Source organism: Sphingomonas sp., assembly GCF_017304615.1.
In the GTDB taxonomy this organism is placed as follows: Bacteria; Pseudomonadota; Alphaproteobacteria; order Sphingomonadales; family Sphingomonadaceae; genus Sphingomonas.
Genome location: NZ_JAFKLZ010000001.1, coordinates 495,700 through 516,795, shown reverse-complemented (window position 1 = coordinate 516,795; position 21,096 = coordinate 495,700). Strand labels below are relative to the sequence as shown.

The 21,096-nt window shown below is 62.2% G+C and carries 21 protein-coding genes; 11 read left to right on the top strand and 10 right to left on the bottom strand.

The window, feature by feature from the left end; genetic code table 11:
- The first annotated feature begins 190 nt into the window (after positions 1-190).
- Complete coding sequence (locus J0J06_RS02585; RefSeq protein ID WP_294039789.1) at positions 191-1,171, top strand: amidohydrolase family protein; 981 nt, start codon at positions 191-193, stop codon at positions 1,169-1,171.
- Positions 1,172-1,175: 4 nt separating this feature from the next.
- Here the strand turns inward: J0J06_RS02585 and J0J06_RS02580 are convergent, their stop codons facing one another.
- Positions 1,176-1,838, bottom strand: a complete 663-nt coding sequence (locus J0J06_RS02580; RefSeq protein ID WP_294040812.1) for a TetR/AcrR family transcriptional regulator — start codon at positions 1,836-1,838, stop codon at positions 1,176-1,178.
- A 201-nt stretch (positions 1,839-2,039) separates the two neighbouring features.
- Between J0J06_RS02580 and J0J06_RS02575 the strand changes: the two genes are divergently transcribed.
- The 4 genes from J0J06_RS02575 (at position 2,040) to J0J06_RS02560 (ending at position 7,553) form a co-directional block, all read left to right on the top strand.
- Positions 2,040-3,539: a bifunctional 3-(3-hydroxy-phenyl)propionate/3-hydroxycinnamic acid hydroxylase gene (locus J0J06_RS02575; protein ID WP_294039788.1), complete on the top strand. Its 1,500-nt coding sequence runs from the start codon at positions 2,040-2,042 to the stop codon at positions 3,537-3,539.
- A gap of 12 nt (positions 3,540-3,551) precedes the next feature.
- Positions 3,552-4,256: a 3-oxoacid CoA-transferase subunit A gene (locus J0J06_RS02570; protein WP_294039787.1), complete on the top strand. Its 705-nt coding sequence runs from the start codon at positions 3,552-3,554 to the stop codon at positions 4,254-4,256.
- Positions 4,253-4,885, top strand: coding sequence for a 3-oxoacid CoA-transferase subunit B (locus J0J06_RS02565; protein WP_294039786.1), 633 nt, complete (start codon positions 4,253-4,255; stop codon positions 4,883-4,885). Before J0J06_RS02570 ends, J0J06_RS02565 begins: the two co-directional genes overlap by 4 nt.
- Before the next feature lie 400 nt (positions 4,886-5,285).
- Positions 5,286-7,553, top strand: coding sequence for a TonB-dependent receptor (locus tag J0J06_RS02560; protein WP_294039785.1), 2,268 nt, complete (start codon positions 5,286-5,288; stop codon positions 7,551-7,553).
- Between the two features lie 150 nt (positions 7,554-7,703).
- Here J0J06_RS02560 and J0J06_RS02555 read toward each other — a convergent pair whose 3' ends face one another.
- The gene (locus J0J06_RS02555; protein WP_294039784.1) at positions 7,704-8,342 is read right to left on the bottom strand and encodes a TetR/AcrR family transcriptional regulator; all 639 of its coding nucleotides are present in this window, start codon (positions 8,340-8,342) and stop codon (positions 7,704-7,706) included.
- Between the two features lie 75 nt (positions 8,343-8,417).
- On the opposite strand from J0J06_RS02555, the gene J0J06_RS02550 reads away from it, so the two are divergent.
- Positions 8,418-9,437 carry a VOC family protein gene (locus J0J06_RS02550; protein WP_294039783.1) on the top strand — a complete coding sequence of 340 codons (1,020 nt, stop codon included), beginning with the start codon at positions 8,418-8,420 and terminating at the stop codon, positions 9,435-9,437.
- Positions 9,438-9,533: 96 nt separating this feature from the next.
- Here the strand turns inward: J0J06_RS02550 and leuD are convergent, their stop codons facing one another.
- From leuD to J0J06_RS02535, 3 genes are read right to left on the bottom strand one after another with little or no spacing between them, the layout of a single operon-like run.
- A complete protein-coding gene (leuD, locus tag J0J06_RS02545; protein ID WP_294039782.1) occupies positions 9,534-10,175 on the bottom strand; it encodes a 3-isopropylmalate dehydratase small subunit in 642 nt (213 codons plus the stop codon).
- The gene (locus J0J06_RS02540; protein WP_294039781.1) at positions 10,172-11,578 is read right to left on the bottom strand and encodes a 3-isopropylmalate dehydratase large subunit; all 1,407 of its coding nucleotides are present in this window, start codon (positions 11,576-11,578) and stop codon (positions 10,172-10,174) included. The genes leuD and J0J06_RS02540 overlap by 4 nt, the downstream gene beginning before the upstream one ends.
- Positions 11,575-12,714, bottom strand: coding sequence for a CoA transferase (locus tag J0J06_RS02535; RefSeq protein ID WP_366931189.1), 1,140 nt, complete (start codon positions 12,712-12,714; stop codon positions 11,575-11,577). Before J0J06_RS02535 ends, J0J06_RS02540 begins: the two co-directional genes overlap by 4 nt.
- A gap of 85 nt (positions 12,715-12,799) precedes the next feature.
- Between J0J06_RS02535 and J0J06_RS02530 the strand changes: the two genes are divergently transcribed.
- Genes J0J06_RS02530 through J0J06_RS02515 form a run of 4 tightly spaced genes read left to right on the top strand, consistent with a single transcriptional unit; the run spans position 12,800 to position 16,303 of the window.
- Positions 12,800-13,756, top strand: coding sequence for a hydroxymethylglutaryl-CoA lyase (locus J0J06_RS02530; protein WP_294039780.1), 957 nt, complete (start codon positions 12,800-12,802; stop codon positions 13,754-13,756).
- On the top strand, positions 13,753-14,433 hold the full coding sequence (locus J0J06_RS02525) for an isochorismatase family protein (protein ID WP_294039779.1): 681 nt from the start codon (positions 13,753-13,755) through the stop codon (positions 14,431-14,433). Before J0J06_RS02530 ends, J0J06_RS02525 begins: the two co-directional genes overlap by 4 nt.
- Entirely contained in the window at positions 14,433-15,377 is a 945-nt protein-coding gene (locus J0J06_RS02520; protein WP_294039778.1) for a polysaccharide deacetylase family protein, read from the top strand. Before J0J06_RS02525 ends, J0J06_RS02520 begins: the two co-directional genes overlap by 1 nt.
- Positions 15,374-16,303, top strand: coding sequence for a polysaccharide deacetylase family protein (locus J0J06_RS02515; protein ID WP_294039777.1), 930 nt, complete (start codon positions 15,374-15,376; stop codon positions 16,301-16,303). Before J0J06_RS02520 ends, J0J06_RS02515 begins: the two co-directional genes overlap by 4 nt.
- A gap of 71 nt (positions 16,304-16,374) precedes the next feature.
- On the opposite strand, the gene J0J06_RS02510 is transcribed toward J0J06_RS02515, so the two are convergent.
- The 4 genes from J0J06_RS02510 to J0J06_RS02495 form a co-directional block, all read right to left on the bottom strand.
- Positions 16,375-16,707, bottom strand: coding sequence for a hypothetical protein (locus J0J06_RS02510; RefSeq protein WP_294039776.1), 333 nt, complete (start codon positions 16,705-16,707; stop codon positions 16,375-16,377).
- Positions 16,704-17,834, bottom strand: coding sequence for a class I SAM-dependent methyltransferase (locus J0J06_RS02505; protein ID WP_294039775.1), 1,131 nt, complete (start codon positions 17,832-17,834; stop codon positions 16,704-16,706). Before J0J06_RS02505 ends, J0J06_RS02510 begins: the two co-directional genes overlap by 4 nt.
- Before the next feature lie 84 nt (positions 17,835-17,918).
- Positions 17,919-18,851 carry a hypothetical protein gene (locus J0J06_RS02500; RefSeq protein ID WP_294039774.1) on the bottom strand — a complete coding sequence of 311 codons (933 nt, stop codon included), beginning with the start codon at positions 18,849-18,851 and terminating at the stop codon, positions 17,919-17,921.
- An 81-nt stretch (positions 18,852-18,932) separates the two neighbouring features.
- Entirely contained in the window at positions 18,933-19,775 is an 843-nt protein-coding gene (locus tag J0J06_RS02495; RefSeq protein ID WP_294039773.1) for a GntR family transcriptional regulator, read from the bottom strand.
- Positions 19,776-19,810: 35 nt separating this feature from the next.
- Here J0J06_RS02495 and J0J06_RS02490 point away from each other — a divergent pair, with 35 nt between their 5' ends.
- Entirely contained in the window at positions 19,811-20,218 is a 408-nt protein-coding gene (locus tag J0J06_RS02490; protein ID WP_294039772.1) for a heme-binding protein, read from the top strand.
- 21 nt (positions 20,219-20,239) lie between these two features.
- Here the strand turns inward: J0J06_RS02490 and J0J06_RS02485 are convergent, their stop codons facing one another.
- On the bottom strand, positions 20,240-21,091 hold the full coding sequence (locus J0J06_RS02485; RefSeq protein ID WP_294039771.1) for an SDR family NAD(P)-dependent oxidoreductase: 852 nt from the start codon (positions 21,089-21,091) through the stop codon (positions 20,240-20,242).
- Between the last annotated feature and the right edge of the window lie 5 nt (positions 21,092-21,096).

Below are 21,096 nucleotides of genomic sequence, written 5' to 3'. Positions count from 1 at the left end.
GTTTATGACTATATGGTCATTTTATGAGTAGGGCTGCATATTATGCAACAAGAATCTTAGACTGGTGTGAGAACGAAGTGTGCTAATTGCTTGCCGACGCCATTCCCACCTGCCAACACGAGCGACCATATTTGACCACCTAGTCATATGCCGGGCGGATCGAGCCACGCCACGCAGACGAGGACGCGCGATGCTGCCCGAAAAAGCGATTGACGTTCACGCTCATTTCCTGCCGCGCGCCTACCGCGATGCGCTAAGGTCGAACGGGTTCCGCTTGCTGGACGGTGGAATGCCGATACCGGAGTGGTCTGCGCAACAAGCGCTCGATCTCATGGACGAGGTCGGCCTGACGGCCGCGATGCTGTCGGTCTCGTCGCCATTCGCGACCACCGTCGCGGGCGCTGATGCCGCTTCACTTTGCCGAAAGGTCAACGATTACGCCGCCGAGCTGAAGTCGCGATATCCGACGCGATTTGGCGCCCTCGCCATGCTCCCGGTCCCGGATGTCGCCGCCAGCCTTGACGAGATCGGTCGCGCACTGGACGATCTGGCCCTCGATGGCGTCGCTTTGCCGACCAATGCCGCGGGCCTCTATCTTGGGGACCCAGCACTGGCGCCCGTGCTTGCCGCCCTCGACGAACGCCAAGCGACTGTTTTTGTCCATCCCACATCGCCGTGCTGTTTCGAGAAATTCGGATTGGCGCTTCCGGCACCGATGATCGAATTTCCCTTCGATACGACGCGCTCGATGATCAGTTTACTCTATTCGAGCGCCTCACGCCGGTACGAAGGCATAAAATTCATCTTCTCGCACGGCGGTGGGACGATGCCCTTTCTGGCGCCGCGCATCGCCCGCGTTGGCGCAAGCCCCGTGACCGGCGATCGCTCACGTCCCGTACAAGAGTCGCTCGACCGTCTAAGGTCTTGGCACTACGACTTGGCGTCGGTCACGACGCCCGCGCAGGTCGAGGCGTTGCGTACCATGGTGCCGGCATCGCAGATCTTGTTCGGGACTGATTATCCCTTCTCTCCCGCACCTTCAGTAAGACTAGCTGTCCAAGCCTTCCCGACTCTTCCTTTCCCCTCGGAAGACCGCCGTGCGATTTTGCATGGCAACGCGGCGAGGCTCTTTCCTCCATTCGCAAAGTCTTGCGGATGCACGATCGACTGAATGATCAGCCAGACGACGAGCCGTCTTCGAAGGCGCGGCGCCGGATAATGCTGTCTGCAGCTTGCGACGCAATCATCTCCGCCTCATGGTTCGACAAACCGAATGAGCGCAGCATCAGCATGCACAGTTGCTGAGCGGCGATCATCGCCCTGCTAAGATCTCGATACCTCACTGCCGCAAGCAAAAGGCTGTGCGCGACGCCGATAACGTAGAGAAGCCCGGCGTCGATCGAGGGAATGACCAGCCGGCCGCTATGAAGGCCAGCAGCGAGATCTGCCTCCAGTCCGTCATTGAGCGGCATACTGCTCGAGCTTCGCAGGTCGTTACGTAGCAGAATCTGGCCCTCGGCAGGGTCGTCGGACGCGCTAACCACATAGACGCAGATCGCCCGGGCGATGCGGGCGGGGGGGTCCTCGATGCCAGCGTTTACCGCTGTTACCCGCCCCTCGATGCCCGAACGAATTTCGGAGACGATCGCATACAGCAGCGCCTCTTTATCTTCGAAGTGATTGTAGAAAGTGCCTTTGGCGACGAGAGCTTCGCTCACAATGTCGTCGACCGCCACTGCATCGATCGGTCGCGCCGCGAATAACTTCCGCCCTGCGGACAGCAGCGCAGATCGCGTCTTCGCGGTACGGGACGAGGGTGGTGTCGATCGAGAAAGCATCGTCATCTGTCCTAGCTGCACCATCGGCGTAGAAGGCGCTAGCACCACAAGTCGCAGGGCCAAGCTCTATAATCTCTATTGACCAGATAGTCATATTAATGCGCGCCCTAAACCGTTAAGTCAGAGCCGATGAACATGAGGCATTTACAAATCTGACCGATTAGTCATTATAGAGAAATAACGGGGAGAGGCTCATAGAGGATGAAGCAGCGCTACGACGTTTTGATCGTCGGCCTTGGACCAGTCGGGGCGGTATTAGCCGGCCTGCTGGCGGAATATGGCCTCTCCGTCGCGGTGGTCGAGCGATCAACAGAGGTTTACCCGTTGCCCAGAGCTGCGCATTTCGACCATGAGATCATGCGCATATTCCAGCGGTTGGGCATAGCGGACGAGGTACTCCGGCACGCCCGGCCCGCCGGCCGTTACGAGTTCCGCAATGCGAAGGGCGAACTACTCATGCTCGCTCGGCGCGGCGACGAGCGCGGGATTTCCGGCTGGGCATATTCCTACATGTTCAACCAGCCCGGCGTCGAACTAGCCTTGCGAGCCAAGCTGGCAAACATGGCCAATGTCTCAGTCGCGCTTGGCGCCAGCTTCGTTGGTCTTCGCACATTTGCAGAGCACGTGGAGGTCGAAGTATCGACTGGAGACGGTGACGGCGGATCTCAACTTTACGAAGCGAGATACGTCGTGGGGTGCGACGGTGCCTGGAGTCCGGTGCGTGAAGCCTTGGGCACCACGCTGGAAGACTATCAGTTCGATGAGCCCTGGCTCGTGGTCGATACGATCCCGTCGGACCCGAAGCAGCTCCCCACCGCCAATCTACAGATATGCGATCCGGCACGCCCGACGACATGCGTGCTGATGGGACCAGGCCGGCATCGCTGGGAATTCATGCTATTGCCGGGCGAAGACGCCGATACGGTGATGCAACCGGGCTTCGTCGAAGATCTGCTTCGGCAATGGAATGTCGACGTCACCATGGAACGGCGTGCCGTCTATCGGTTTCACGGTCTGATTGCAGAGGACTGGCGAAGCGAACGCGTCATTATCGCGGGCGATGCTGCGCACCAGATGCCGCCCTTTGCCGGGCAGGGAATGTGCTCAGGTATTCGCGACGCCGCCAACCTGGCTTGGAAACTGGCTGCCGTCCTCGCTGGGCGCGCCGCGCCACGCCTGCTCGACACGTATCAGGCGGAACGTGAGCGAAGCGTACGCGACTATATAGAACTCGCGATCGAGATGGGACGCGTGGTGTGCACGCTCGACGAGCAACGCGCGGCGCAGCGCGATGCGGAAATGATCGCCGCGCTCAAATCCGGTTCGGCCCCCGCCCCGGCTCGGGCCGGCGCGCCAGGCAAAACGGGCGGCGCGTTCATGGCTGATAATGCCTTATCAGGCACCATTTTGCCTCAGTTCGTGAATGGCGACCAGAGGCTCGATGATGCGTTGTCCGGGGACGCCTGGCTGATCGATGCAACAGGGGGAGACGAACCAGATGTCCTGCACATCGCCTCAACCGATCCGAGAATAGCTCCTTTTCAGGATGAACTACGGCGCTGGCTGGAAACCAATTCGGTCGAAGCGGTGTTGGTCCGCCCCGATCGCTACATTTTCGGCACGGGAGCGCCTGGTGATCTCCTGGACCACTGGCGCGCAGAGGTCGTCTCTCCGGTCCCTGCCGTGCAATCGGCTGCGTGACGGAGAAATCCCATGATCAATAAATTGACGGAAGATGCACTGTCAGCGGTGTCGGCAGTCCAAGACGGCGATACCGTTCTTATCGGAGGTTTTGGCGAAGCCGGAAATCCCACCGAACTCGTTCATGCGCTTATCGAACAGGGCGCGCGGGATCTCGTCGTCGTCAACAATAATGCGGGGAACGGGGAGATCGGTTTAGCCAGGCTGATCCTGAAAGGCCGGGTCCGAAAGTTGATCTGTTCGTTTCCCCGCAGCGCGCATGGCCATGTGTTCGACGATCTCTACAGGGCGGGGCGCATCCAGCTTGAGCTTGTGCCTCAAGGCACACTAGCCGAACGCCTCAGGGCCGGCGGCGCGGGAATTCCTGCCTTTTTCACGCCCACCGCAGCCGGTACCGATTTGGCGAACGGTAAGGAAGTCCGCGAGTTCGATGGTCGAGATCACGTGCTGGAACATGCGATCAGGGGCGATGTCGCACTTATCAAGGCCGAAGTCGCGGATCGGTGGGGAAACCTGATCTACCGAAAGGCGGCGCGCAACTTTGGTCCGGTGATGGCGATGGCCGCCAAGACCACGATCGCCCAAGTAAGACGCTCTGTCGACCTGGGGGCGATCAACCCGGAGCAAATCGTCACGCCGTCAATCTTCGTCAACCGCGTGGTGCTGGTGCCGACACCGGTCAGTGAACGCGACCATGTGCTGGACAAAGCAGCATGAGCTGGACCGCCGACGAGATTGCGGCGATCGCCGCGAGCGACATCCCGGAGGGTGCGTTCGTTAATCTCGGGATCGGGCAGCCTGAACGTGTGGCGAATTTCATCCCCACCGACCGCGAGGTGGTGCTTCATAGCGAAAACGGCATTCTTGGCATGGGTCCGCAGCCATCCGCCGCCGATGAAGATATGGAACTGATCAACGCCGGCAAGAAGCCAGTGACGCTTCTTCCCGGTGGCGCCTTCTTCCACCATGCCGACAGCTTCTCGATGATCCGTGGCGGACATGTCGATATATGTATCCTTGGCGCCTTCGAAGTAGCCTGCAACGGTGATCTAGCGAATTGGACCACTGGTGGAGACGGCGTCCCTGCAGTCGGCGGCGCAATGGATCTGGCGGCTGGCGCGAAGAGCGTTCGCGTGATTACATTGCACACAACGCGGGCCGGCAATCCCAAGCTGCTCAAGACCGTCAGGCTTCCGGCGACCGGCCGCAACATCGTCAAGCGCGTCTACACCGACTTGGCGGTACTCGAACCCACTGGCAGCGCCTTCCGCCTGTTGCGACTAGCCCCCGGCGTGAGCCTTGATCACCTGGCCAGCTTTACAGGCGCAGACGTCTTGACGGCGTAACCATCCTCAACACCCTCGCTCGAAAGACCATTTCATGAATCTGGTGAGCCTGGTCAATCGAATTGCGCGGAAGCATGAGCCTTTAATTACTCACGCCTGGATAACTGGCTGACGGCCGCCGATTGGTAGGCTGACAATCGCATTTGACCAAAGGCGACCATTGCGTGGCGTTTCCGGTCGCCAGTGCAGAAGATGCGCTTTTCTAAGGCACGCTCGCTGCGTCAGACGTCCCATTCTCGGGCGATAGAATTGACGCCTTGGTCATAAAATGTGCCGAACTATCTTAAGAAGCAGTATTTCATAGAGCTTGACGTTCCGATATAAATGACCGAATAGTCAGATCAACAATCTGCGAACGTCGCCGCTCAATGGCACGTCGGAGTCAAAAAGGGAGAGGGTTATGCGCATTTCTGTCGGCCGACGTTCGATGATTGCTGCATCGGTTACGGCGCTTGCGGCAGGAATCGTCGTCACTCCGGCGCTGGCGCAAACCGCTCCCGCTGCTCCGGCAGCCAACGATACCGCTAACGCTCAGGACGCCGCTGGCGCGGACATCGTCGTGACGGCGCAGCGCCGGTCCCAGCGACTGCAGGACGCACCGGTTGCGGTGACCGCGCTGTCGAACGAAGCGCTCGACCAATTCAACATTTCCGACACGCGCGACCTAATGACCGTAGTGCCGAGCCTCCAGGTTAGTCCCGTGGCCGCGAGCAATAGCGGCAATGCAACCTTCTTCCTGCGCGGTATGGGCCAGCAAGCCGCCACCAACGGCTCGGAAGCCGCGGTCGGCATCTATATCGACGATTTCTATTATCCCTCGATCTCGGGCTCCGTTTTCGAGACCGTAGACCTCGACCGGGTCGAGGTTCTCAGAGGGCCTCAGGGAACCCTATTCGGTCGCAACACTATCGGCGGCGCCATCCGGTATACGACGCGGCGCGCCGAGCTGGGTAAGTGGTCGGGAAGCATCAAGGGGACGATCGGAACCTACGATCGCTATGACCTGACCGGCGCTCTGAACGTTCCGATTGGGGATTTCGCCGCCCTCAACGTGTCGGGCGGCCATCTCCAGCATGGCGGATACGTGAAGGTGCAGAGCGGCGGAAAGGACGTCGGCGGCACGAACGCCGACCTCGTGAGACTCCAACTCGCGATCGAACCCACGTCGCGGCTACGCATCGATCTGGCGGGCCAATACAGCGAAGATAACAATGACGGGATCGCGTATAACAATCCCGGTCCGTTCACGCCTGTGGCGCCTGCGGCTGGGGCCGCGGCGACCGCTGCGTGGCGCTATAATCTGTTCGCGACGCCGCGGGGCCTGCCACTCTACAACGAAACATATCGATCCAGCTGCTTCTATTGTCAGTATGGAACGTTGAACCGCGAATTCAGCAATACCACCTACAAAAGCGCTCAGGCGACTGTCACTTGGGACCTGACCAATAACTTCACGCTCAAGTCACTGACAAGCTGGCAAGACGTATACAATCGCGCGAGCAACGATCAGGACAGCACCCCCCTGCCCGTGTTCGGCGGCGGTATCACCATCACCAAGACCAAGGCTTTCACCCAGGAATTGCAGCTTAACGGCAAGCTGTTCGATGACCGCCTCAACTTCGTAAGCGGGCTATTCTACATCAATCAACGCGATCCGGATTCGCTTCCCGGGCGGGCGAACACCACGGCCGGCGTCCCGGTCGTCACGACGACGCTCGGCTTTCGATTCCTGAAGTCCTATGCGGCCTATATCGATGCGAACTTCGCGCTGACGGACAAGCTCAAGCTGCTTGGAGGCTACCGCTATAGCGAAGACCATCGCGACATCAGGATCAAGAGCGTCGCAACCGGCGCCGCGGTCGCATCGGGGTCGGATGTGTTCAAGAGCAACACGTATCGTGCCGGTCTGCAATACGATTGGACGTCCGACATCATGACCTATGTGAATGTCGCGACCGGGTTCCGCGCGGGCGGATACAATCCCTACATGGCGACGCAGAACCCGCCTCTCACGGCGTTCGAGCCGGAAACGGCGATCACCTACGAAGCCGGCGCGCGCATGCAGTTCCTCAATCGCAGGATCACGATCAACCCGACGATCTTCTACACCAACTGGAACAAAATTCAGATCCAGGCCCTGCAGCCTGACAATACCGGAACGCTAGTAAAGGTTCTCAGCAACGCGGGTACGGCGCGAAGCTACGGGTTCGAGCTCGAATGGTCCGCGTCAGTCTCCGAGGCCGTCCGAATCTTTGGGACATTCGCCTATCTCAATCTTCATTACACCGACATTGGTCGCGCGGATGGCATTACGCTGAACAGCGATTTCCAGCGTGCGCCGCCGATCACATTCTCTCTTGGCGGAGCTCACACCCTTAGGCTGGATTCCGGCGCGAAAATCGTTTCAACGATTAACTACAGCTTCCAGGACGATCAGCGCAGCATTGCTGCGGACGCAGACGCGCTGATGCTGCCGGCGTATGGGTTGCTAGGCGGACGGATCGACTTCACCGATGCTTCAGGAAAATTCTCGATCGGGCTGTTCGGCACGAACCTGTTGGACAAGAAATACTTCATCGGCGGGATCCGCTTCAGCAGCGTCGGCGCGGCGCGATGGAATGTGGGTCGACCACGAGAAGTCGGCGTTTCGGCGAAATTCAAATTCTGATTGATCGTATGCCCGGCCGACGATGCAAAGGTTGGCCGGGCATGTCGCAATTGACGTGTCCTAGCGAACGGCATGATTTTGAGCGATGATCCCAAGCCCGCTTTGATTGGTTATCCAATCAGCGGCAAACAGGTGCGCTCATTTAACATTCTACTGCTTGGCCCTCACTACGTTGTGTGGTCGTGTAGATAGCTCTTCGGCGCGCCGATGGTCGACACCGATACCTGCCAGACCGAATAACAAGAGGTCGGCAATGCGCGCTTCGGCCTGTGACGAGTCGCCGGTCCACTCGAGCAGATATGCTATGACAGTCTGGCAGAGTCCCAACCAATACAGCACACCGCTCTCCCTGGCCTCCGGCCGGACCAGACCCAACCGCACCGCTTCGTAAAAATCGTCGGCAAGGCCCTTGTTCAGCGGGTGCTTGGGGTCAGTTACATTTGCAACGCTGCGTAGGAGCACGGCGGCCCGTTTGGGCTTCTCGATGGCAAAGTTGGCGCAGGTCAGCAGCCCCCCGGCAATTCGCTCGACCGGATCCGTTAGACCATTGTTCGCGCGATCCACATGCTGCTCGAGCTCAAGCCGAACTTCGGTCGCCAGTGCGCTTGCAAATGCCTGCTTGTCGGCAAAGTGATTGAAGAAGCTTCCTTTCCCAACGCCAGCTGCAGCTACCAGTTCATCGATGGCGATGGCATCGATCGGCTTTGTCGCAAGCAAATCGAATCCTGCCGTGACGAGCGCGGAACGGGTCCGCGTAGCGCGTGGCGAAATAAGGGGTTGATCAAGCATATCACCACCATACTTGACTAACTGGTCAACGCAAACATATATGACCAAATAGTCAACTAGGGTTCGAGATCTGCGATGCCGGTGATCAAGATCGAGGACATTGCGCACGTACGCTTCGCTGCGCCGGACTTGGCGGTCATGCGGTCGTTCCTGGTCGACTTCGGGCTTCGCGTGAGTGAGGTTGGCGGCCGCTTGTATGGTCAGAGCGCGGACGGCCGGCCATTCGTTCACGTGACCGAGTACGGCGATGCGAGGTTTCTTGCCGTCGGATTGCGTGCGGAGAGCGTGGCGGATTTGGAAACTCTTGCTGCCGCTGAAGGCTTGAGCGTCTCAGACCTGGACGAGCCGGGCGGTGGCAAAGTCTTGCGATTGACCGATCCCGATGGGTATCTGGTCGAAGTTGTCGCAGGTCAGCAACGCGAAGCGCCGGCGGAGGTGTTGCCCGATCTGCCGCGCAACACTGCCACATCGAAGCCCCGCTTCCGGTCGGCGGTACGGCTGCAAGCCGCACCTGCTCACGTGCTCCGGATTGGGCACGCGGTCCTCAAAGTGCGTGATTTTCGCACCTCGGAACGCTGGTACAAGGACAGGTTCGGCTTCCTGACCTCGGACGAAGTGGAAGCAGCGGCGGGCGTCCCTCTCGGCGCTTTCATGCGTTGCGATCGGGGTGACAAGCCGGCGGACCACCACACCTTGTTTCTTGCCCAACTGCCTGGGGAACTGGGCCTTCTGCACGCGGCGTTCGAAGTGGCCAACTTCGACGACCTGATGCTGGGACACCAATATCTAAAGTCGAAGAAGCGCGAACAAGCCTGGGGCGTCGGCAGGCACATCATGGGCAGCCAGGTATTCGACTATTGGCAAGACCCGTTCGGTAACGAGCTGGAGCATTGGACCGACGGCGACCTTTTCGCCGCCGCAGACCCTCCTCAGAAGCAACCGATGAGCGCGTTGCTGAACGTACAATGGGGAGCGCCACATCCGATGTTTGCGGGCAAGCGCCCTCCCCCGCCCGGGCTCGTTGCCTTTGTCGCTGCGACACAGATCCGGCTCAAGAATTTGTTTCGCCGAAAGTCGGGAAGCAACGCGGTATAGATATGCCTAACACCTCGCCGCCCATCCTGCCGACCCCCGCCCTGAGTACCGGCGGATGCCCTACATCCAGCAGAACCCCGGTCTACGATGTGGTCGCTATTCCGCCGGTGAAGTAGCCACCGTCCGGTAAATCCAAGGACGGACGGTCACGTCCTGCTCGCGGAAACGCCTGATCCGTTCCGCCAGCTGGAGTGTCTGGCCAATCGGATCGCGGCCCGCCAGCAGTGCCTCGCGCGCCTCGCCATCGATAGCGAAAGGCCATGATAGCCCCTGGGTAAGCGCGACGCGCTGCATTTCCAAATCGACGGTCAGGAGCGGCTCAGCCGCCTGCTCCAGCGCCGTCGCGATCGTATCCACCGCCGCATGGTCGAGCATCACGGGCACCATGCCGTTGGCGATGCAGTTACCCTTGAATATCGGATTGAACGACGGCGCGACCACCGCGCGGAACCCGTATTCGGCCATCGCCCAGACGGCATGCTCGCGGCTGGACCCGCAGCCGAAATTGGCGCCGCCGACCAAGATCTGTGCGCCGGCATAGCGCGCGCGGTTGAGCACGAAGTCCGGTTGCGGTTCGCGTGACCCGATCGCAGTATAGCGCCAGCCTGCAAACAAACCGTCGGCAAGCCCCTTTTTCGACGCGCTGCGCATCTCGCGCGAGGGGATGATCGCGTCGGTATCGATATTGTCGCGTAGCAAGGGCGCAGCGATCGCGGTGACCTTCGTGAACGGCGTCATCCGGCTATCTTCCGGGGATCGGCGATCCGGCCGGCAATCGCCGAAGCCGCCACAGTTTCCGGCGATGCGAGGTGCGTGCGCGTTTTTGGCCCTTGCCGGCTTTCGAAATTGCGATTGGTGGACGAAATGACGCGCTGCTGCGGGCCGAAGCTCTCGCCCCCGGCGTAGAAGCACATCGAACAGCCCGACTCGCGCCATTCGAAGCCCGCCGCTTGGAAAATTTCGTGTAACCCCTCGGCCTCGGCCTGCGCCTTTACCTGGGTCGATCCGGGAACGCAGATCGCCTTGACTCCGGCCGCCACGCGCCGCCCGTTCAGTAGCGCGGCAGCACGACGCAGGTCGGTGATCCGGCTGTTCGTGCACGACCCGATGAATGCGGCGTCGATCGGAAGATCGGTCAGGACCCGGCCCGGCTCCAGTCCCATATAGGCAAGCGCCCGGTCCTGCGCGTCGCGCATCCCCTGCCCCGCTGTATCCTCCACCGCCGGCACCGCGCCATCGATCGGCACCACCTGTTGCGGGCTGGTGCCCCAGGTGACCATCGGCGCCACGGCCGATGCGTCGAACGATCGCTCTACGTCGAACGCGGCATCATCGTCGCTGGCCAACGTCCGCCAGTATTCGACCGCCGAATCCCATTGCTCGCCGACCGGAGCGAACCGCCGCCCTTTCAAGAACGAGAACACCTTTTCGTCCGGTGCGATGATCGCCGTGAACGCGGCAAATTCGGTCGCCATGTTGCAAAGCGTCAGCCGACCCTCGACATCCAGCGCGCGGATCGCGCTGCCGGCATATTCGACGACATGGCCCGCCCCCCCGCCGACCCCGAACCGCCCGAGCAGGGCGAGTGCCAGATCCTTCGCGGTGACGCCCGGCGACAATTCGCCGTCGATCCGAACCAGCATGCGCGGCGGACGGCGCACGCGCAACGTGGAGGTCGCCAGCGCATGCTCGGCGTCGGTCGATCCGATCCCCCAAGCCAGCGCGCCCAACGCGCCCTGCGAACAGGTATGGCTGTCCGGACAGATCAGTGTGGCGCCCGGCAGCACGATGCCGAGTTCGGGCGACATGACGTGCACGATACCCTGCTGCGAATCATTCAAGTCGAATAGCCGGATCCCCGCTTCGTTCGCCGCCTCACGCGTCGCGCGGATGAAATCGGTGCCGGTCGGCATCAACGTGCGATCGGTGCGGCCGGGAAACGTGTCGATGATATGATCCATCACCGCGAACGCCTGATCGGGGGCGAGAACGGGCAGGCCCCGCTCCTGCAGCCCGCGCAATGCCACGCCGCCGGTCCGCTCATGCAACAGGATACGGTCGATCAGGATAAGATCCTGTCCGCCCGGCGCTTGAGCAATACTATGCGCGTCCCAGATCTTGTCGAAGATCGTCCGGCTCAAGTGTCCGCGCCCTGTCCCAATATCTCGGCGTCGTGCTGTCCGGGTAGCGGCAGGTCGCGGCGCAGCGCTGGTTTTTCGCCGTCGAACTCGATCGGCAGTGCCGGCAGCATGGTCTTGTCGCCATTTTCCAGCGTCACCTCGACCAATCCGTCGCCGGACAGCAGATGTTCGTCCTCGAACAGATCCTGGGGTCGCATGATCGGCGCGAACGGCAGGCCGATCGCCTCCAGCCTCGCGATGATCGCCGTGCGGGGCATCGCAGCAAACATCGCGCGCAACGGTGGCAGCACGCGGTCGCGCTGCAGCACGCGGTCGTTGTTGGCGGCAAGGCCCGGGTCGGCCGCGAACTCGGTCAGCCCGAACTCGCCGCAAAACGCCTTCCACTGCGGATCGCTAACGACGCCGATGAACAATTGCTCGTCGGGATCGGCCGTTTCGAACACGTCATACACCGCCCAGGCCGAAATTCGCGTTGGCATCGGCGACGGCGGTGTTCCGGTCACTGCCATCTGCGCCATGTGCTGCCCGACGAAGAAGGCGGCGGTCTCGAACAGCGAACATTTGACCTCGCCGCCCTCGCCCGTGCGATGCCGCCGTTCCAGCGCGGCGAGGATACCGATCACGCCGAACATGCCGCCGGCGATGTCGATCACCGATGCCCCCGCGCGCAGCGGACGGCCCGGCGGTCCGGTCATATAGGCCAATCCGCCCATCATCTGAGCCACCTCGTCCAGCGCGGTGCGTTCCTCATAAGGCCCGGTCAGGAAACCCTTTGCCGTGCAGTAGATCAGGCGCGGATTGCTATCCCTGAACACCTCCGGCCCGAGACCCAGCTTCGCCAGCGCGCCCGGCCGGAAATTCTCGATCACCACATCGGCGTCGTCGATCAGATCGCGCGCCATCGCTTTTCCGGCGTCGGTCTTTAGATTGAGCGTGACGCTCCGCTTGTTGCGATTGAACATCGGGAAATAGCCAGCGCCCGATCCCAGCAGCCGGCGCGTATGATCGCCGCCCTCAGGCTCCACCTTGACGACATCCGCGCCGAGATCGCCTAGGATCAGGCCGATCGATGGCCCCATCACCATATGCGTGAACTCAACGACCTTCAGACCGGCAAGCGGCAGCGATTCCATCATCCCTGTTTCTCTTTTACGTCGCAGCGTCTCGACAGCCCACTCCCATTTGATATAGAAATAGGACAATAAAGCAAGCGGAGGTTTGATGACATCCGATATTCTGGTCAGCGAAGTAGGGCCGCGCGACGGCCTGCAAAGCATCGTCCGGACCATGCCGACCGCCGCCAAGAAAGCATGGATAGCGGCCGAAGCGGCGGCGGGCGTCCGCGAGATCGAGGTAGGCAGCTTCGTGCCCGCCGGTCTCCTTCCTCAACTCGCCGATACTGCGGAAATCGTCGCATTTGCCAAGTCAATTCCCGGACTTGCCGTGGCCGTTCTGGTACCCAACCTGCGTGGGGCGCAGGCGGCCGTCGCGGCGGGCGCTGACAAAATCACCCTGCCGCTGTCGGTATCGGAAACGCACAGCCTCGCCAATCTGCGCCGCACGCATGTTCAGGTGATCGAGCAAGCGCGCGCCATCGCAGCGTTGATCGCCGGACTGCCGAAGGACCGGCGCCCGCATTTCGAGGGCAGCCTGTCCACCGTATTTGGCTGCACGCTGGAGGGAGCTATCCCGCTCGACCAGATTCTGGGACTTGCCGAGCAGCTGATGGCGGCTGGCTGCGACGAGGTGGGCCTCTCGGACACCTCGGGTTACGCCGACCCCGCCGCGGTCAAATCCATGATCCGCGCGGTACGCGGCGTCGTGGGCGACAAGGCGCTGACCGGCATTCACCTGCACAATACCCGCGGGCTTGGGCTCGCCAACGTGCTCGCCGCGCTCGACATGGGCCTGGATACGGTCGACGCCTCGCTCGGTGGGATCGGCGGCTGCCCCTTTGCACCGGGCGCCAGCGGCAATATCGTCACCGAGGATCTGGTTTTCATGCTCCAGGCGATGGGCCTCCGAACCGGCATCGATCTCGGAAAGCTGCTCGAAGTTCGCAAGATCGTCGCGGAGGCGCTGCCCGGCGAGCCGCTCTACGGCTTCACGCCCGATGCCGGGCTTCCGCTCGGCTTCGTCCCCGAACAACGCGTGCGTACCAAGGAGGCTGCGGAATGACGATCGGCACCAGGATGATCCGGGAGGACAAGACTGCCCGGCAAATCTTCGAGGAGGTGATGGCCAATCCCGCGCGCGCGCGGTTCGGGTTCGGCGAAAAGCTCGCGATCGTGAACGTCGATTTCCAGAACGCCTATACCCGCATCGACGAATTCAAGACCGCGTACGAAACCGACCCGCGCCAGATCGAATATGTTAACACCCTATCGCACATGGCCCGCGAACGCGGGATGCCGGTCATCTGGACACACGTCGCCTATATGAAGGATGCGAGCGACGCCGGGGTCTGGGGCACGCGCACCGACACGCCCGATTCGCTGCAGAACATCAAATACGGCTCACGCCGTCATGCCTTCGACGACCGGTGTGAGATCGATCACGACAGGGATGCGATCTACACGAAGCGAATGCCCTCCGCCTTTTTCGAAACGCCGCTGCAAAGCCTGTTGGTCTGGCACAAGGTCGACACCGTGGTGGTGACGGGCGGCTCGACCTCGGGCTGCATACGGGCCACCGCGGTCGAAAGCCTCAGCCGCGGCTATCGAACCATCGTCCCGATCGAGACCTGTGCCGACAAGCACGAAAGCTATCACTTCGCCAACCTCACCGACCTTCAGCTCAAATATGCCGATGTCGTGCCGGCGCAGGCGGTGATCGACTGGCTGGGGGAACGCTGATGCGCGAGGGCGAGAAGAATCCCGGCCTCTACGACTTCCGGCCCTATCGCGACCGGACGAAACTGGAATGGCCGGGCGGCGGCAAGGTCGCGGTCTGGGTATCCCCCAATCTCGAATTCTACGAGATCGACCCGCCCGCCAATCCGCAGCGCAAGAGCTGGCCCAAACCTCATCCCGATGTGGTCGGCTACGGCCATCGCGACTATGCCAACCGCATCGGCCATTGGCGCATGGCCGAGGTAATGGAAAAACATGGCTTCAAGGGGTCGGTGTCGCTGTCGGTCGCGCTTTGCCAGCATCACCCGGACGTGGTTGCCGATGCGAACGCCCTGGGCTGGGAATTCTTCAGCCACGGTATCTACAACACCCGCTACAGCTACGGCATGGACGAGGCGCAGGAGCGCGCGATCATCGAGGATTCGATCCGCACGGTACGCGACGCCACCGGGCAGACGATCAAGGGCTGGCTGGCGCCGGCACTGACGCACACGCCGCGCACGCTCGACCTGATCGCCGAATATGGCATGACCTATACTTGCGATCTCTATCACGACGACCAGCCGGCACCGGTCCATGTGAAGCAGGGCAACCTGGTGTCGATGCCCTATAGCATCGAGGTGAACGACCATTATGGATTCTTCGTCTACAACATGAGTCCGCGTGAATACGCGGACACGCTGATCCGCCAGTACGAACGCCTGGCGGCCGAGGGCGAGGCGGCGGACGGCCCAGGCGGTACCGTCATGTGCATTCCGCTCCACTCCTACCTGATCGGCCAGCCGCACCGGATCGGCCCCTTTGTGGAGGTCTTGCGCCACATCGCTGCTGACGGCCGCGCGTGGATCACCCGGTCGGGCGACATCGCCGACCATTTCCTTTCATCTGGCTATTACGATGCGGTAGCGGCCGATGCCGCGCGGTACAGCGGGGGAGCAGCGGCATGACGCTCGATCCGGCTTACCTGGAATATTCCCAACGCCGCGAGGGCATGGACCACGGCCTGTATGCTCCCTCGCCGATGCCGGCTCGCAAGCCGATCGCCTGGCCGGGCGGCAAGGCGGTCGCGGTCACCCTTCTCGTCAACCTCGAATGGTTCCCGATTCTACCCAACGACAAGCCCTTCCGGGCGCCGGGCCACATGGTCACGCCCTATCCCGACTATCGGCACTACACCGCACGCGAATATGGCACGCGGGTTGGCTTCTATCGGCTGCTAGACGCCTTCGCGAACGCGGGCGTGAAGGCCACGGTCGCGGTCAACTCGGCCATCGCGGACCGCTATCCGTCCATCGTCGCCGACATAGTGTCGGGCGGCCATGAGATCATCGCGCACGCCACCGACATGAATGCGACCATCGACGGCAGCCTGCCGGAGGATGAGGAACGTTCGATCATCACCGAAGCGCGCGACAAGCTGACCAAAGCGATCGGCACAGTACCGCGCGGCTGGCAATCGATCGCCCGCTCGCAAAGCTTCAACACGCCGCGTCTGCTGGTCGAGGCAGGCTTCGACTATATGTGCGACTGGGTGAACGACGATCTGCCCTATATCGCGACAACCGAGGCAGGGACCATCGTCAGCGTGCCGTTCAACCACGAATTGTCGGACCGTCAAATGATCGCGGTCCAGCAGCAATCGATGGACAGCGTCGCGCAGCAGGTCGGGGACGCGCTCGACTGGCTGAAGGTGGAATCAGCGCGATATGGTGCGGGCCGCGTCCTGCCTTTCACGCTGACGCCCTATATCACGGGGCTGCCCTATCGCATGGATGCATTCGAAGGGCTGCTCGCGCGTCTGGCCGGCGATGACGCGACTTGGTTCGCCACCGCAGGCGAGTTGATCGACGCCTGGCGCCCGCAGGCGGAATAGCAAAAGGGCTCGGCCGCACGAACCGGCCGAGCCCTGACGCCCGTCGCAGTCGTTGCGACGGTTGCGCGAAATCAGATCACCACTGACGGGGTCGTTGCCTGCACGCGCGGATCGAGGAAGATGCGCATCGCCCGGACCAGCAATGCTTCCGTCGCCTCCCGCCGCTCCCGCGCGGCGTCCCCGTCGTAGCGGACGTCGCGCAAAGCCGCGACCGGTTCGCCTCTGAGGTCGGCGACCATACGCTCCAGCCGATCTATCCGGTCGTTTGACACCGACAGTTCAACCAGAAGCGCCAGCGCGACGGTGAGAACCTCCTCGGCTTCCGTGCTGGCCATGGATTGAGGCCGCTCCCCGCGCGCCGAGGTAATCAGGGCAATCAGCGCCTCGGTGCTGGTCGCCATCATGCCGGTTTCCTCGCGCTGATCGCATACCAGCGGTTACCGGCAAAGCCCTGCAGCGCGGCGAGGTCGTGCTCCTTCACCTCGGTCTCGGCGAAGCCGGCGGCGATCATGTCGCTGCGAAGATCGGCAGTAGCATAGGTATTCCAATGCACCTCGCCGTTGAAATGGGTGTCCCAATCGCGCTCGACCTGATGGACCAAGGTCGGCTGATCGCGGATCGCGACATCCTGATGGATCACGATGCCGCCAGGCCGGACCAGCCGCCACGCCTCGCGCATCATCGCGCGACGCTTTTCCTGCCCGATCTCGTGCATGACGTTGTGCGACACGACCAGATCGAAGCTTTCGTCGGCGAAAGTCATCGCCGTTGCGTCCATCTGGTGGAAATGAACCGCGACGCCGAGCGATTCTGCGCGCGCATGGGCATAGCGCAACATTCCGGCGCCGATGTCGATCGCGTGAACCTCGGCCTCGGAATAATGCTCGGCGTAAGCGGCCGAGGCGGCCCCTGCCGAACAGCCGATGTCGAGGATGCGCGCTGGCCGGAAGCCGCCGAAATGCTCGTCGAGCAGACGGATGACGACACCGGCCTTGCTGTCGCCTCGGCCAATGCCCTGGCCGAAGGAAAACACGTTGCCGCCACATTCATATAGCGCGCCCGCGATCACATCGCCGGGGTCCCGGTCCATGGCATAGCCGCCCGGCTGCAAGTGGATGTCGACCGCGGCGACTTCGGGCGAAGGATCGTAGTCCGGGTTCAACGACAGGCTACCCTTGCGATCCTCGGCCTCGATCAGCGACCGCGCCGCGCCGCGCATCCGGTCTAGATCGCGATAGATGGGCTCGCCCACCGACACCCAGATCATTTCCTGCGCCGCACGGTTGGCGGCGCTCCACCGGCGATAGGCGGGGGACATGAGGAACGCCTGACGCACCTCGTCGGGAGATTGCGGCACGCGGCCTTGCGTTGCGAGAAAGGCAGGACGGGCCTCGCTCTCGAACATATCGATGTTGCGGGGACGCACCCGGGCGTTGAGCAGCTTCCTGAGCGCGACAACGGCTTCCTGCCGGCTCCGCTCTTCCGTGCTGGTTTCCGGCAGCATGGCGTGCTGCACGTCGCGAACGTTCATCGTCGACTCCTATCGAGGGCCAATGGCGCGAAGAAACCACGAGCCGCCCTCGATCGCAAGTAATATGACATACTGTTAGTACAATTAACGAGACTCGATCAGTTCTAGCAATTCTCCCGCCGGCCCCCTGACCGTGCAGGAACGACGTTCACGATAAACCGCTTCCTCGCGAAGTACCGGCATTGCCCCGGCGAGGTCGGCGACAAGGGCCAGGTCACTCACTTCCAAGCTGACCATCGCGTTGCCAGGCGGCAGCATGCCGGGGTGCGCCGGCCGGTCGGTGGCAACCCTTCCCGGCCCATGGGAATAGCCGTCAAGTTCCAGCAGATTTCCGCGTTGGCGCATGCCGATCGCGCTCAGCTCGATGGCGTGGTCACGGGAAAGCCCCTGCGCTCGCTGGATGATGTCGACCTTGCTTTGCCGCACCGGCCGTTCGCGCAAAGCGAAGCGGTCGACATACCAGCGCAGCATCGACGTGAAATTCGGTCCGGCGCACACTACGATGAAGGTCCGTCCGACGAACCCCGTCGGCGGCGGCAGGATCGAGGTTTCTCGATCGCCGCTTTCCATCGTGAAGTACAGGCACTCGCCGCCCGGACCGATCACCTGCATGGCGACGATCGACGGCATGAACGCAAGTGGCTTGGGCGGTCCAATGATCTCGAACGGCGAGTCCGCGAGCCGGTCGGCCAACGCATGCACGTCATCGACGATGATCTCGAAGGCGTTCCAGCCGAATGTCGTGAGCGGGCGGTATCCCGGAATGGCCGGCGCCTCGATCAGCCGGACGAAGGTGTCGGCCTCGCCGGCCGCGCGAAGCGTGAGGCAGCGCGCGCCGGCGGTGCCGGGAACACCCCAATGATCGGCGAGCGACGGAGCGACCCCTCCTCGCTCAACCACGCGATAGTCTAGAAAGCCTGTATAGGCGGCTTCCGCCGCGTCCAGGTCAGGCACCGAAGCGGTCGTCGCCACGATGCGGATCAGTTCTGGATCAGTGAAGGTGGTCCAGTCGCTCATGCCCGCGCCCCATCTGTGTCAGTTGGAGCGACTGGATACAACGGCTATTTTGTTATATCTATATGTCAAATAGAGGCTGCGTTATAGAAGCTGCGCCGCCGAACTGGGAGAATTGAGATCGAGACGGATCTGGTACCGGTCGGACCGATATTGAGCCAATATGTGCTGGACGGGCGCGCCCTTGGTATCGAGCACCGTTCGGCTCACGCGCAGGATCGGCGATCCAATATCCACCTGCAACACCGCGGACAGGGCCGCGTCCGCCAGCGTCGCGGAAATCGTCTGCCGCGCCGATCCTATATGCACTCCGGCCTCTTCAAGCAGGGCGAGCATCGGCGTCGACTTGAGCTTCGCGCGAGTCATTCCCGCCCCCAAGGCGACGGGAATATAGCTGATGAAATACCCCACCGGCTGATCCTCCAGCCAGCGGACGCGCACCACGCGCAACACATCGCTGTTGCCGGGAATTTCCAGCGCCTCGTCGATCGGCGCCCGCGCCGGTACCGTCTCGACCTCCAGCAGCTTCACCTTGGTCGCCCGACCAAAGGTCAGCAGCGAATCGAGCGCTTGCTCGATATTGCCCTGGATCGGCTTGGCCGGCGAACGAAACACTACCGTCGTCCCGACACGCCGCTTGCGTGCGACAAGATGGTTTTCGGCGAGTTCGTCCAGCGCGCGGCGCGCGGTGATGCGAGATACGCCGAACTGGGCGGAGAGCTCCTGCTCGGTCGGCATGCGGGAGCCGAACGCGCGTTCACCGCTGGTGATTTCCTCGCGCAATTGCAGGAATATCTGATGATACAGCGGCACGGCCTGGCCGCGATCGACGGCTACGACGTCCCCAGTTTCACTCGGCAAGAAACTCTCTCCCCCTTCTGGCATCGGTATCCGCCGCTCCGGAATCTCGGGGAGCGGTGCGCTCATCCAACGCGGCTAGCAACAAGAAAGGTTTTACACTGATGCAATTCAAGCCATTTATCGACGGAGCCGACGCCAGGGCGATGATCGATGCCGGGCTGGCCGCCGCTGCGCGCGAAGGGCTGGCGGTTAGCGTGGCGGTGGCCGATGCCGCCGGCCATGCTCTTGCGCTGCATCGCATGGATGGCGCCGGGATGCTGACCGGCGACGTCGCGCTCCGCAAGGCGCGCACCGCGGCGCTGCTGCGAGCGCCCAGTCGCGTCCTGGCGGATCGCGTGGCCGCGGACCCGGCATTGCTTGCTCTCACCGACTATCTGCCGATGGCCGGCGGGCAGCCGGTTCGGGCCAAGGATGGTGCGGTGGCCGGGGCGGTCGGCATATCGGGCGGCAATCCCGAACAGGACGAGCGGATCGCCGCTGCCGCCCTGGAGGCGCTGGACGCGATCTGACAGCAGCGCGAGCGACGGGGATCAGTGCATTTCCTCGCCGCCCGACACGTTCATCGCTTCGCCGGTGATGAAGCGCGCCTGACCGGAGCAAAGGAAAGCGCAGGCATTGGCGGTGTCGCTCGGCTCGCCGACCCGGCCCAGCGGAATACGCGACCGCATCGCCGCCATATAGTCCTCCAGCGTCTGCCCCCGCGCTTTGGCCATGAACTCGTTCTGCCAACTGCCGAGGCCGGTCGTTACGTGATTTGGGCAGACCGCGTTGACGGTGATCTGTTCCGGACCCAGCTCGATTGCGGCCGACCGGGTAAGCCCGACCAGCCCATGTTTCGACGCGATATAGGAAGAGGTCAGCGCCGACCCCGATTTCGAACCCCGGCTGCCGATCGACACCACGCGGCCGCGTCCCCAACCGGATTGAACATCCTGCTTAAGCATCTGACGCACCGCATGCTTGGTCGCGAAGAACGCACCGCGCAGGTTCACGTTCAGCACCGTGTCCCACATCTCCTGCGTCGCATCGACCAGAGGGCCGAACAGATAGCCGACGCCGGCATTGTTCACCAGAATGTCGAGTCGGCCGAAACGATCGACGGCATGGGCGACAAGAGCCTCGACTTGCGCCTCCTCACGCATGTCGGCCTGAAAGGTGGAGACGTCCGGGTTGATTTGGCGGATGTCGTCGGCAACCGCGGCCATCTCTTCCGACGCGCCGATTCCGTGGGCGGGCGCAAGATTGCCCTCGACCTTGCCCAGGTCATGGATCACCAGCTTGACGCCATCTTCCGCAAGCTTGCGCGCGATCGCTTCGCCCAGCCCCTTTCGTCGTCCCGAGCCAGTGACGATCGCAACCTTGCCTTCGAGATCGGGATACATGTTCC

What these genes read in the sequence shown, in the direction of transcription:
- J0J06_RS02585 (WP_294039789.1), top strand. Translation starts at nt 191, where the DNA reads ATGCTGCCCGAAAAAGCGATTGACGTTCACGCTCATTTCCTGCCGCGC.
- J0J06_RS02580 (WP_294040812.1), bottom strand. Translation starts at nt 1,838, where the DNA reads ATGCTTTCTCGATCGACACCACCCTCGTCCCGTACCGCGAAGACGCGA.
- J0J06_RS02575 (WP_294039788.1), top strand. Translation starts at nt 2,040, where the DNA reads ATGAAGCAGCGCTACGACGTTTTGATCGTCGGCCTTGGACCAGTCGGG.
- J0J06_RS02570 (WP_294039787.1), top strand. Translation starts at nt 3,552, where the DNA reads ATGATCAATAAATTGACGGAAGATGCACTGTCAGCGGTGTCGGCAGTC.
- J0J06_RS02565 (WP_294039786.1), top strand. Translation starts at nt 4,253, where the DNA reads ATGAGCTGGACCGCCGACGAGATTGCGGCGATCGCCGCGAGCGACATC.
- J0J06_RS02560 (WP_294039785.1), top strand. Translation starts at nt 5,286, where the DNA reads ATGCGCATTTCTGTCGGCCGACGTTCGATGATTGCTGCATCGGTTACG.
- J0J06_RS02555 (WP_294039784.1), bottom strand. Translation starts at nt 8,342, where the DNA reads ATGCTTGATCAACCCCTTATTTCGCCACGCGCTACGCGGACCCGTTCC.
- J0J06_RS02550 (WP_294039783.1), top strand. Translation starts at nt 8,418, where the DNA reads ATGCCGGTGATCAAGATCGAGGACATTGCGCACGTACGCTTCGCTGCG.
- leuD (WP_294039782.1), bottom strand. Translation starts at nt 10,175, where the DNA reads ATGACGCCGTTCACGAAGGTCACCGCGATCGCTGCGCCCTTGCTACGC.
- J0J06_RS02535 (WP_366931189.1), bottom strand. Translation starts at nt 12,714, where the DNA reads ATGATGGAATCGCTGCCGCTTGCCGGTCTGAAGGTCGTTGAGTTCACG.
- J0J06_RS02530 (WP_294039780.1), top strand. Translation starts at nt 12,800, where the DNA reads ATGACATCCGATATTCTGGTCAGCGAAGTAGGGCCGCGCGACGGCCTG.
- J0J06_RS02525 (WP_294039779.1), top strand. Translation starts at nt 13,753, where the DNA reads ATGACGATCGGCACCAGGATGATCCGGGAGGACAAGACTGCCCGGCAA.
- J0J06_RS02520 (WP_294039778.1), top strand. Translation starts at nt 14,433, where the DNA reads ATGCGCGAGGGCGAGAAGAATCCCGGCCTCTACGACTTCCGGCCCTAT.
- J0J06_RS02515 (WP_294039777.1), top strand. Translation starts at nt 15,374, where the DNA reads ATGACGCTCGATCCGGCTTACCTGGAATATTCCCAACGCCGCGAGGGC.
- J0J06_RS02510 (WP_294039776.1), bottom strand. Translation starts at nt 16,707, where the DNA reads ATGATGGCGACCAGCACCGAGGCGCTGATTGCCCTGATTACCTCGGCG.
- J0J06_RS02505 (WP_294039775.1), bottom strand. Translation starts at nt 17,834, where the DNA reads ATGAACGTTCGCGACGTGCAGCACGCCATGCTGCCGGAAACCAGCACG.
- J0J06_RS02500 (WP_294039774.1), bottom strand. Translation starts at nt 18,851, where the DNA reads ATGAGCGACTGGACCACCTTCACTGATCCAGAACTGATCCGCATCGTG.
- J0J06_RS02495 (WP_294039773.1), bottom strand. Translation starts at nt 19,775, where the DNA reads ATGAGCGCACCGCTCCCCGAGATTCCGGAGCGGCGGATACCGATGCCA.
- J0J06_RS02490 (WP_294039772.1), top strand. Translation starts at nt 19,811, where the DNA reads ATGCAATTCAAGCCATTTATCGACGGAGCCGACGCCAGGGCGATGATC.
- J0J06_RS02485 (WP_294039771.1), bottom strand. Translation starts at nt 21,091, where the DNA reads ATGTATCCCGATCTCGAAGGCAAGGTTGCGATCGTCACTGGCTCGGGA.